Below are 12,155 nucleotides of genomic sequence, written 5' to 3'. Positions count from 1 at the left end.
TACGGGGATAGCCTGTGGAGATAATGTAAGACGTGTTTTTTGCGCAACTATCTATGAAGCAGGAACCCCGCGACTTTAGTCGTGGGAGGTTCAGATTCCCTTTACAATATCCCCGGTTATAGCAGGACTTATTTTGTCCTTGACTTTTGGGCGTAGCGGCTGGGCTGCACCAATATTGGAATTTTTTCATATAAAAATATTATTTACAACAACTGCTGTTGTACTTGTGACTATTTTTGTGACACTGCCATTTATTGCCCGTAGTATTATGCCGGTGCTTATAAGCAGGGGAACAGATGAAGAAGAAGCTGCGGCGCTTATGGGGGCGGATGGTTTTACTATTTTTCGCAAAATTACATTTCCACATATAAAATGGTCACTGCTGTATGGAATAATACTATGTACGGCCAGGGCTATGGGGGAATTTGGGGCGGTTTCAGTAGTTTCAGGACATTTGCAGGGGAAAACCGATACGTTGCCATTATTAATAGAAATTCTTTACAATGATTTTAAAATGATGGATGCATTTGCTGTTTCAACAATTTTAGTTTTTTTAGCTTTAATATTGTTGATTTTTAAAAATATGATTGAGCATCGCTGGCAAAAAAGTGGGGGAGTGAAATGATGTATATAGAGTTTAAGAATGTAAATAAATCTTATGGAGATTATAAAGCTTCTGATAATGTCAGCTTTTCTTTGCCGGCAGATTCGTTATCGGCACTTTTAGGTCCGTCTGGCAGTGGTAAGACTACTATTTTGCGGATATTGGCAGGGCTGGAAAACCCCGATAGCGGTGATATTTTTATTGATGGCAAGCGTGTTAATGATATTGAACCGGCAAAACGGGAGATTGGTTTTGTATTTCAAAATTATGCATTATTTCGCTATATGACGGTTTTTGAAAACATTGCTTTTGGGATGCAGATAAAAAAAATGCCGCGGGATAAAATAAATACGCGGGTAAAAGAACTTATAGAGCTTATTGGATTGAAGGATCTCGATAATCGTTATCCCATGCAGCTATCAGGCGGGCAGCGGCAGCGTGTAGCCTTTGCCAGAGCGATAGCTCCGGAACCAAAGGTATTGCTGCTTGATGAGCCGTTTGCCGCGATTGATGCTAAAATCAGACAAGAATTGCGGCAATGGTTAAAAACAACGATAAAAAAACTGCATATAACAAGTATTTTCGTCACACACGATCAGGATGAAGCTGGTGAAGTCGCAGATGAAATATTAGTGGTAAATAAAGGACGGGTAGAACAAAGTGGGTCACCACTCAAAGTATATAATAAACCGCTAACACCATTTGTAGCACAGTTTATTGGCGAAAATTCATTAGTTAATAATTATGGGCAGTTTAAGGGCTTTCGTTATAATGATGACTTCCCTGCGGCTATTGTACGACCAGAATTTATATCATTATTACGGCCAAATGAGTATCGGCAAAATGCGTATTCAGTTGAAAATGGCATAATAAAAAATATTATATTTCGCGGAGCACATCTTGATGTTGCTGTAGATGTGAATGGTACTCAGTTCAAGACAGTTTGGCCTGTTGATAAGGGGATATTAAAAATGCAGGAAATGGTGCAGGTGCTAATACGGAAAATGTATTTGATTAATGATAATAATATTATTGAATATGAAAATGAATCAATTACAGCAGATAATTCTGTAGTAATTTAAGGGTGATATTAATGGAAAAACTGCAAATAAACTATATTGATACAGATATTATTATTGCCGGTGGCGGAACAGCAGGCTGTTATGGGGCATTAAAGTTAGCAGAGTCAACTTCTAAACGGATATTTATAGCCGAAAAAGCAAATATAAAACGCAGCGGCTGTCTGGCCGCCGGAGTGAATGCCTTAAATGCCTACATAACTAAAGGTCGTACACCGGAATTTTATGTTGACTATGCCCAAAAGGATGCTGAGGGCATTGCCCGGGGAGACTTGTTGCTGAGTATGTCGGAACGGCTTAATGAGTGTACGCGTGATTTAGAAAAATTGGGATTAGTCATATTAAAGAATGAAGATGGCAGCTATGCTGAGCGTGGCACACGCAATATAAAGATAAATGGCGAAAACATAAAACCGTTGTTAGCAGATGCTGTAAATAAAAATTCACGGATAACAGTGCAAAATCATATAAATATTATAGATTTTATTGTAAAGAATAATAAAATCTATGGAGCAGTGGCCATTGATATGGTTGAGGATAAACTTTATATTATAAAAGCTCAGGTGGTACTTTGTGCTACTGGCGGGGCGGCTGGACTATACAGACCAAATAATCCGGGCTTTTCCCGGCATAAGATGTGGTACCCGCCTTTTAATACTGGAGCAGGACTAGCTGCAGGCATACGGGCTGGTGCTGAAATGACGACACTGGAGATGCGGTTTATTGCACTGCGCTGCAAAGATACTATTGCTCCAACGGGAACAATTGCCCAAGGCGTGGGCGCCAGTCAGATAAATTCACGTGGTGAAATTTATGAAAATAAATATGGCTTATCAACACCTAATCGCCTTTATGGAACGGTAGAAGAAAATTTGGCAGGACGAGGACCTTGTTATTTGAGAACTAAGGGAATTTCCGCAGAAGCTGAAATGGATTTAAAAAAAGCATATTTAAATATGGCACCGTCACAGACTTTAAAGTGGGTTGAAGATGGTGAACCATCGCAAAATAATGTGGAGATAGAAGGGACGGAGCCTTATATAGTGGGGGGGCATGCCGCGGCGGGTTTTTGGCTTTCTTCAGACAGGCAGACAACGATTGATGGGTTATTTGCTGCTGGTGATGTTGGCGGTGGCTGTCCGCAAAAATATGTAACAGGGGCAATGGCCGAGGCGTATATAGCAGCAAATAGTATTAAGTCGTATTTAGAAAATAAAAAAGATAAATTAAGTCCAGCTGAATATGAAGATATTGCAGAAAGATATGTAAAGGTCGAAAGTAAATTTTTCGGTAATACGGTAAAAACATACAACATTGAATCATTAGAAGAAACCATGCAGAAAATAATGGATAATTATGCTGGAGGGATAAAGACACATTATAAATATAATGAACAGTCACTTATTATTGCGGCGGAAAAAATTGCCGGAGTCTTAAATTTATCAGTAAAATTACACGCAGTAAATATGCATGAACTTGTCTTTATCCATGAGCTGCAGGATAGATTATTACTGTGCTTGTTTGTTATTGAGCACATGCGGGCACGCAAAGAAACACGCTGGCATAGTTTTGCTGAAAATGCTGACTATCCAAATCAAAGTAATGAATTTAATAAATATATCAATTCACGCTTGCAGGATGGAAAAATAAAAATTATCGAAAGAGACCTTGTTGGACGGGAGGAATATTATGAGCATACAAATAGATAAAGATATGTGCTGCGGCTGCAGACGCTGCAGTGCAGTCTGCCCAGGAATGCTTATAGAACATGATGCAGATAAAAAGGCTCAGATTGTTTATCCCAAAGACTGCTGGGGTTGTGCATCCTGTCTCAAAGAATGTCCGGCAGGTGCGATAAAATTTTATTTGGCCGCTGATATTGGCGGGCATGGCGCTGTAATGCAGATAAAACGACAGGGCAATATAACCCAATGGATAATTAACAAAGAAAATAGTACAACAATTATTAAAACTGACAGCAAAGCTGCCAATAAATACTGATATTTTATAAGGAGGAATTTTATGCTTTCCCATTTAGATAAACTTGAAGCAGAGGCAATTTATATTATCCGCGAAGTTGCGGCGACCTGCGAAAAACCCGTTATGCTTTATTCCATAGGTAAGGATAGCTCTGTAATGCTGCATTTGGCATTAAAAGCTTTTTATCCGGAAAAACCACCGTTTCCATTTTTACATATTGATACTACCTGGAAATTTCATGATATGATAGCATTTCGTGATAAAGTAGCTAAAGATCATGGGATAACAATGCTTAAATACACTAATGAAGAAGGTGTTAAAAAAGGAGTAAATCCTTTTGATTATGGTGCATCATATACCGATATCATGAAAACACAGGCATTAAAACAATCCCTCAAAAAATACCAGTTTACAGCAGCTTTTGGCGGTGGTCGTCGTGATGAGGAAAAATCGCGGGCCAAGGAAAGAATATTTTCGTTTCGTAATGAAGCACAGGTATGGGATCCGAAAAATCAGCGGCCGGAAATGTGGAAGCTGTATAATCCACGCATAAAAAAAGGTGAAAGCATGCGTGTGTTCCCAATATCTAACTGGACTGAAAAAGATATATGGCAGTATATAAAAAGAGAAAATATCGAGATAGTGCCGTTATATTTTGCCAAGAAACGACCGGTCATCGAACGTGATGGCATGATAATAATGGTTGATGATGACAGGCTGAAGCTGTGTCCTGATGAAAAAATTGAACAAAAAACAGTGCGTTTCCGCACATTGGGATGCTATCCGCTTACCGGTGGTTTTGAGTCTAAAGCCGATACCCTGGATAAAATAATAGATGAAACACTGCAGGCTGTTACTTCAGAACGAGCCAGCCGCGCAATTGATAAAGATTCTGCGGGCAGTATGGAACGACGCAAAAGAGAGGGGTATTTTTGATGAGTGGATTATTGAAATTTATAACGTGCGGCAGTGTTGACGATGGTAAATCAACACTTATCGGCCATATTTTATATGACAGCAAATTATTATATGCTGACCAGGAAAAAGCATTAGAACTTGAAAGTAAGGCCGGCAGCCGTGGCGGCAAACTTGATTATTCTTTACTGCTTGATGGATTAATGGCTGAACATGAACAGGGAATAACAATTGATGTAGCATATCGTTATTTTACTACGGATAAACGCAGCTTTATTGTTGCCGATACACCGGGGCATGAAGAATATACGCGCAATATGGCAGTAGGAGCTTCCTTTGCAGATTTGGCGGTTATATTAGTTGATGCATCCAAAGGAGTATTGGTACAAACCCGTCGCCATGCCCGTATCAGTCATCTGATGGGCATTAAGAATTTTGTTTTTGCTGTCAATAAAATGGATATTATTGATTATGACGAAAATAAATTTAATCAGATAGAAGAGCAGATAAACGAACTTGTTGCACAAATAGGCTTGGAAAATACAGCGATAATTCCTTTATCAGCTACTGAAGGCGATAATGTTACCCATTTATCGGCTGATATGCCATGGTATAAAGGAAAAACATTATTAGATTTTCTGGAAACTGTAGAAATAAACGATGATAACGCAGATAATGCTTTTTATTTACCAGTACAAAGAGTATGTCGTCCTGATAGAACATTTCGTGGTTTTCAGGGACAATGTGAAAGTGGTAAATTAACTATTGGCGATGAAATTACTGTATTGCCAAGCGGAGAAAAGGCAAAAGTAAAAAGCATTTATGCATCTGGAAAATCAGTTGGACAGGCAATAGCTGGTCAGGCATTAACTGTAGAACTGGATAAAGAAATTGATGTCTCCCGTGGTTGTGTGCTTACGAGAGATATAAAAGTACAGATAGGTAAAACCTTTTCTAGTGAAATACTTTGGATGGACGATGAGCCATTAGTACTTAATGAAGAATATATCCTGCAGGTTGGGACTAACAGCATTGTAGCTTCTATCGAAAAAATTAATTATAAGACAGATGTTAATAGTGGTGAAAAGGTTAAAGTTAGCAGTCTACACAAAAATGAATTGGCTGATTGCACAATAAAACTGGCGAATATTAGTACATTAGCTAAATTTAAAGATTATCAGGCATTGGGCAGTTTTATACTAGTGAATCGTGTTAGCAATATGACTTCAGCCTGTGGTGTAATCAGAAATATAGATGCAATAAATAAGGAAGATTATACATTTATTGCTGATAATATAAAAATTGCCGCAACATTGTTTGATGAATATTATTATAATATGCGTGATACCAAGATTGATAAAGCATTAAGTAAATATAACGGCTTTACGATTGGCGATACTTTGCCGTTAAAGGGGAAAACATATAATTATCCCGATAAAATAGATATTATTGCGCTTACAGAAAAAAAAGTCATTACTGTTCGTCAGGGCAAAATAAATGCTATTATAGCAGTGAATAAATATATTTATGATGAAGATATAACGCCGGCATTAATGGATAGTCGTGGCTTTGCAATTAATGTATATGATAAAAAAAGTTATGAAAAATTTTATGATGAATACCTTGTTGATAAAAATCAGGCTGATTTTTGGAATAAATGGGTGGATTGCACAAAATATCGCCATATATTGTTTAATGATAATTATTGGATAATATAAAATTTTGCTGTGGTTATTAGAATCATAAATTTGACATGGAGTTCACTTCATGTGCTAATATATATTTAAGCTATAATGCAGCTGTAATTATTAGCCATATTATTGGAAAGAGTTAATAATATATATTAGGGAGGAATAGTAATGACCGCAAAGAAATTAGGATTTGGTTTTATGCGTCTGCCTTTGACTGATGCTGATAATCCAAGCAGTTTTGACATGAAACAGCTGGAAAAAATGGTAGATACATTTTTGGAAAAAGGTTTTACTTATTTTGACACAGCTTGGATGTATCATGAATTTAAAAGTGAAATTGCTCTGCGGGAAGCATTAGTAAAACGTCATCCGCGTAATAGTTTTACTGTGGCTGATAAATTACCGACAATGATGCTTAAATCAGAGGCTGATCAGGAAAGAATTTTTAATGAACAGCTGGAAAAATGTGGTGTGGAATATTTCGATTATTATCTTTTGCATAATCTTAATGTACAAACTTATAAGACCGTGCAGGAATATGATAGTTTTTCTTTTGTAAAGGGTAAGAAAGACAGCGGAAAAATAAAGAAAATGGGCTTTTCTTTCCATGACAGTGCGCAATTGCTTGATGAAATATTGACAGCACATCCAGAAGTCGATTTTGTTCAGCTGCAAATTAATTATCTTGATTGGGATAGCGCCAGCATCCAGTCACATAAATGTTATGAGGCAGCAAAAAAACATAATAAACAAGTTGTAGTAATGGAGCCAATAAAAGGCGGAATGCTTGCTGAAGTACCTGCTGAGGCGGACAAATTGTTTAAGGATTATAATCCACAGATGTCAGCTGCATCCTGGGCAATAAGATTTGCGGCCAGCAAGGAAAATGTTATGATGGTTTTATCGGGAATGTCTGATATACAGCAGCTTGAAGATAATACCGAATACATGAAGGCTTTTATGCCACTAAACGATGCGGAAAATGCAATAGTAAAAAAAGTCGTTGCCATAATTAATAAGTCAATTGCTATTCCCTGTACAGCCTGCCGGTATTGCGTAGATGGCTGTCCTAAAAATATAGCGATACCTAATTACTTTGGATTATATAATACTTATAAGCATTATAAAGATACACATGATGAAGTTGGTTTCAGAATAGAAACAGCCTATTATAGAAACTATACTAAAACCTTTGGCAAAGCCTCAGATTGTATAGACTGCAAAAAATGCGAAAGCAGTTGTCCGCAGCATATTGTAATAACGGATTGGCTGAAAAAAGTTGCTGATGCTTTTGAAATGCAGGCATAAGAAAACATAAGAAGGGGGCTATCACACGTCAATAAAAAAGTGTGATAGCCCCTTTTCTTTATGTGGTTAAATTAAAAATGAAAATCAATTTGCGTGCGGAAAAGATGGCGTTTGGCATTATGATATTCTTGCTTTTATTATAAGGATTAGAATTTTTGTGTAAAAACTTATTTGAAATTAGTAATTTGCTATAATTGTTTTATTTATTACGGCTGTTTTTACTGGGAGAAAAGACAAAGAATCATAATCTTTAAAATTAGTGATAACCATTATAGTAATTGGATTTAAGTTAGCATCTTTGATTTTATTTAAATCAAGTAACAATAATTTATCTCCGGCTTTGACAGTATCCCCAGCTTTAACAAAACTAGTAAAGCCATCTCCATTTAAGGTAACCGTGTCAATACCAGCGTGAATTAAAATTTCCATTCCTGAAGTAAGGCGTAAGCCAATTGCATGATTGCTTTTTTCTGCGGTCATGATAATGGTACCATCTCCAGGAGCAACAATTAATCCATTGTTAGGTATAATAGCTAAACCATCACCCAAAGTTTTTTCCGAAAAAGCTTTGTCGGGAACATTTTCTATTGAAATGACTGTACCGCTGGCAAAAGCTGTAAGCTGTGAAGCCTGTTCAATATTTGAGATAGTGTCATCAGCAGAATTGTTTTCTAAAAGTTTCTCAAATCTTTCCCTGACCTGTGGAACAGAAAGACCAACAATTACTTGAATAGCATTTTTATTGTGTACAAGACCATGTGCGCCAGCAGCAATGAATATTTTTGAATCAGCTACTAAAGTGTCGTCTTTTACATTGATACGAAGGCGCGTAGCACAGTTAGTAACATCGATAATATTATCTTTACCGCCAAGAGCGGTCAAAAATGCAGCGGCCTTTTTAGCATGTTTATCTATTGCTTGTTTTGCTTTATAATCGGCTTTGGTATAAAGCTTATCTTCAGAATCATCACCACGACCAGGTGTTTTAAAATCAAAGTGAAGTATTAACCAGCGAAAAACGAAAAAATAAATAGCAGTGAAAGAAAAACCAATTATAAATTGAATTATATATGTAGTAGAGTGGTATTTAAACAAAGGAATCCAGTTTTCTACAGCACATTCAATAAATCCACCATCAAATACTCCGACTACACCAAAGGCATAGGCTGTCATCGCCATTAAGCCAGCTAATACTGCGTGTACGGCAAAGAGCATTGGTGCAATAAATAAAAAAGTGAATTCCAATGGTTCGGTAACACCACATAATATAGCAGTCAAAGTGGCAGGAATCAGTAAACCAGCTATAAATTTTTTCTTATTTTTTTTGGCAGTAGCATAAATTGCTAGTGCTATACCTGGACAGCCAAACATTTTTGACATAGAGGTAAGATCAAAGCCGCCTTGGGGAAACATTTCTTTTAACGTATGTGCAGAAGTAGAAAATTCAGGTATATGCTGAATAAAATATTGTTTCGTCCCACCGTCTACTACTGCCGGACCATAAATAAAAGGCATATAAATAAAATGATGTAAACCAGTAGGTATAAGGATTCGTTCGAGGAAGGTGTAAAGCCAGACACCTAGCAGGCCGCTAGTTTTCATAAAACCTTGGAGGGATAAAATACCCAATTGGATTTTAGGCCAAATTATACATAATAATAGTGCAATAGGAATCATTAGGAAAAAACCAGCAGCTACAACTAATACTGATCCACGAAAAATACCAATAATTTCGGGGAGTTCTGTATCAATTAATTTGTTATGCAAATAAACACTTATAGCTGAAATGAAAATAGCACCCAACATACCCATGTCAAGGGTTTTTATATTGGCAATCATTGCTAAGCCTGAGCCAGCTACAGCTTCCTGAGCATAATTAACGTTAAAATAGGAACTCCAAAGTTCTAAAAATCCAGCGATAAAATAATTGGCAGTAAGATAAATTACTAAAGATTCCATGGCAGCTCGGCCAGCTTCTTTTTTTGCTAATCCAATTGGTAAACCAACAACAAATAGGAGCGGTAATTGAGTAAAAACAGTCCAAGCACCTTTTTCGATAACGTACCAGATATCAAACCATAATGTTCCTTTAGCGGCAATACTTCCCATGATAGTGGCATTTTTAAAAAGGATTGATAAGGCAGCTACTATACCAAAGAATGTGAATAAAAGAATGGGTGTAAACATTGCACCGCCAAATCGCTGGATTTTTTGCATAATAATATCTTTATTTATAATCATGTGCAGGTCCTTTCTGCAAAGTAGATTGTATTTACATTATTGTTTAATTTTTCTAAAAATAATATAGAAAAATTTATTATAGTATGACAAAAGTACAAGCAAAATGTGCTCTTATCATACTACATAATTATTTTAGAATAGGCCAATAATCTTTATTAGCTTCAATTAAATCATCTAAAATGTTTTTAGCAACAGATACACTTGGAACAGTTTTTGATAAGCTTATTGCCTGCCACAATTTTTGATAGCTGCCATTTATCCAGGCATCAACTACTAATTTTTCTACAGAAACCTGCTGTTCCATAAGACCTTTTTGAAATTGTGGAATTTCACCGATACTAATTTTTTGATAGCCGTTTTTATTGACAATACACGGGATTTCCACCATAGCGGTAGGATCAAAATTAGAAATAGCGCTATCATTTTTTACAATTAAAAGCATTTTAGCATTAGTATTAAACGTGATTGCCTCGGCAAGGTCAATAATATAACTGGCGTGCTCATCGCTATGAAAAGCACAATCTTTGGCAGTGTTTTTATTAATAATATCGTTGGCTGCTGCAAATACATTTCTTTCCCGGTGTTCCATTACTTCGTTAGCACGAGTATGGTCTGGATTTTTATTATCATGAGCAAAAACATAATCAGGGAAGAGATAATATTTTAAATACGTATTAGGCAAAGTATCTGGGTCGATTGCATATACATCTTTGGCTTTAGCATAGGTATCATTCCAGCTGGCTTCCGTTTCTGCATGATTATCAGGATTTACAATATAACCATGTTTAGCTACATGGGCCTTAATTTGGGGCATAAGATCATTTCCCTGCTTGTCATGGATGGCTGTCCACCAACCAAAATGATTTAGACCGTAATAAGTAATATCCATATCTTTGCGGCCATTTGGTAACGATAATATTTCAGCCATTCGTTCTTCGATACCAACAGGCATATCACAGATGTTGATGATTTTTGACTGAGGACGGATGCGTCTAGTAGCTTCGGCTACGATTGCGGCTGGATTAGAATAATTTAACATCCATGCATTAGGGGAATATTTTTCCATATAATCGATTATTTCAATTATTGGTCCGATAGAGCGCATTCCATAAGCAATTCCTCCAGGTCCACAGGTTTCTTGCCCTAATACGCCGTATTTCATGGGTATTTTTTCATCTTTTTCACGCATGGCATATTTACCGACTCTGATATGTGCCATTACGAAATCAATGTCAGTAAAGGCCTCTTGAGGATCAGTTGTATAAGAAAATTCAATTTCTGGTGCACGTTCGCGTAATACAATAGCACAAGCTTTGGCTATTGTTTCTTGACGTTGAGCATCATTGTCGTAAAATTTTATTTGGCGAATGGGAAAACGTTTTAAATGGTCAAGCAACATCATTACTATGCCAGGAGTAAAGGTGCTGCCACCGCCGGCAATTACGATTGAGGATTTTTTCATATGTATCGTCCTTTCTGATAGTAAATTATTATAGTATTTAAAGAAATATGAGTGAGCATTTCGTAAGCGCATAATAAAACGGTGGATGTAAAACGCTCCTCAAACATGAGATAATTTCTTTAGAGTTTTCAGAGCAGGTCGAAAAACTCGAAAAAATCTAAAGGGGGATTTTCTCATAAGTACTAAAGAATTAACTAGACAATATCGTTTGCAGCAATGGAGAAGGTATTTGAAAGAGAGAGCTGACAGCGATCTTACAGTAAAATCTTTTTGTGAAAAGTATGGTTTAAACGTAAAAAGTTATTATTATTGGCAGAAAATTATCCGTAATGAAGCAGCTAAGTCTTTAACAGGTGCTATTGTTCCTGTTAATATTACAGATGCCGGCTCGTTAAAATCAGCAGCTGTTCCAGCAAAAATCACTATTCGTTATGGTAATTTTTGCTTGGAAACACAGGATAATATAAATTCTCAATATCTAGAAGAAACGCTGGCGTTATTTATAAAAATGGAACAGAAGTATGCTCGGTGACATATCTTCAGTAGAACATATTTATATAGCCTGTGGTCACACGGATATGAGAAAGTCAATAGATGGTCTTTGTTGTTTAGTACAGCAAAAATTCAAAATGGACCCGTTTGACAAGAGTTTGTTTTTATTCAGCGGCAGGAAACACGACCGACTTAAAGCATTATTGTTTGAAGGTGACGGTTTTGTCCTTTTATATAAACGGCTGGAAAATGGCAAATTTCAGTGGCCGGATACACCTGAAGAAGTACTGGATTTAAGCCGGCAACAGTTACGCTGGCTACTGGAAGGTTTATGCATAACCCAGCCTAAAGCTGTAAAGAAAATAACAACTAAAAGTTGTATA

Annotated in this window: 11 protein-coding genes; 9 read left to right on the top strand and 2 right to left on the bottom strand. The window is 36.7% G+C overall.

The annotated features are described in order from the left end of the window. The first annotated feature begins 94 nt into the window (after positions 1-94). From HNR32_RS13010 to HNR32_RS12980, 7 genes are all read left to right on the top strand, one after another. A complete protein-coding gene (locus HNR32_RS13010; protein ID WP_196611217.1) occupies positions 95-625 on the top strand; it encodes an ABC transporter permease subunit in 531 nt (176 codons plus the stop codon). Next, positions 622-1,686, top strand: coding sequence for a sulfate/molybdate ABC transporter ATP-binding protein (locus HNR32_RS13005; protein WP_231038114.1), 1,065 nt, complete (start codon positions 622-624; stop codon positions 1,684-1,686). The genes HNR32_RS13010 and HNR32_RS13005 overlap by 4 nt, the downstream gene beginning before the upstream one ends. 11 nt (positions 1,687-1,697) lie before the next feature. Then, entirely contained in the window at positions 1,698-3,392 is a 1,695-nt protein-coding gene (locus HNR32_RS13000; protein WP_183863358.1) for an adenylyl-sulfate reductase subunit alpha, read from the top strand. Further along, entirely contained in the window at positions 3,373-3,684 is a 312-nt protein-coding gene (locus HNR32_RS12995; protein ID WP_183863356.1) for a 4Fe-4S dicluster domain-containing protein, read from the top strand. The genes HNR32_RS13000 and HNR32_RS12995 overlap by 20 nt, the downstream gene beginning before the upstream one ends. Before the next feature lie 21 nt (positions 3,685-3,705). Next, the gene (cysD, locus tag HNR32_RS12990; RefSeq protein ID WP_183863354.1) at positions 3,706-4,599 is read left to right on the top strand and encodes a sulfate adenylyltransferase subunit CysD; all 894 of its coding nucleotides are present in this window, start codon (positions 3,706-3,708) and stop codon (positions 4,597-4,599) included. Beyond that, positions 4,599-6,296 (top strand): sulfate adenylyltransferase subunit 1, encoded by a 1,698-nt coding sequence (locus HNR32_RS12985; RefSeq protein WP_183863352.1) that lies wholly within the window; start codon positions 4,599-4,601, stop codon positions 6,294-6,296. Before cysD ends, HNR32_RS12985 begins: the two co-directional genes overlap by 1 nt. A gap of 141 nt (positions 6,297-6,437) precedes the next feature. Beyond that, a complete protein-coding gene (locus tag HNR32_RS12980) occupies positions 6,438-7,577 on the top strand; it encodes an aldo/keto reductase (protein WP_183863350.1) in 1,140 nt (379 codons plus the stop codon). A 177-nt stretch (positions 7,578-7,754) separates the two neighbouring features. Here HNR32_RS12980 and HNR32_RS12975 read toward each other — a convergent pair whose 3' ends face one another. Beyond that, entirely contained in the window at positions 7,755-9,818 is a 2,064-nt protein-coding gene (locus HNR32_RS12975) for an alpha-glucoside-specific PTS transporter subunit IIBC (protein WP_221300630.1), read from the bottom strand. A gap of 127 nt (positions 9,819-9,945) precedes the next feature. Continuing rightward, positions 9,946-11,280, bottom strand: coding sequence for a 6-phospho-alpha-glucosidase (locus HNR32_RS12970; RefSeq protein ID WP_183863348.1), 1,335 nt, complete (start codon positions 11,278-11,280; stop codon positions 9,946-9,948). 208 nt (positions 11,281-11,488) lie between these two features. Here HNR32_RS12970 and tnpA point away from each other — a divergent pair, with 208 nt between their 5' ends. Together tnpA and tnpB are read left to right on the top strand one after the other, a co-directional pair. Beyond that, positions 11,489-11,812 (top strand): IS66 family insertion sequence element accessory protein TnpA, encoded by a 324-nt coding sequence (gene tnpA / locus HNR32_RS12965; protein ID WP_414153210.1) that lies wholly within the window; start codon positions 11,489-11,491, stop codon positions 11,810-11,812. Further along, a partial coding sequence (gene tnpB / locus HNR32_RS12960; protein WP_183863344.1) for an IS66 family insertion sequence element accessory protein TnpB occupies positions 11,802-12,155 on the top strand: 354 nt, incomplete at its 3' end. The genes tnpA and tnpB, both read left to right, overlap by 11 nt.

Origin of the sequence: Pectinatus brassicae (assembly GCF_014201835.1) — a bacterium.
GTDB lineage: Bacteria > Bacillota > Negativicutes > Selenomonadales > Selenomonadaceae > Pectinatus > Pectinatus brassicae.
The sequence above is the reverse complement of the archived record's forward strand: the minus strand, read 5'-3'. Positions and strand labels throughout refer to the sequence as shown.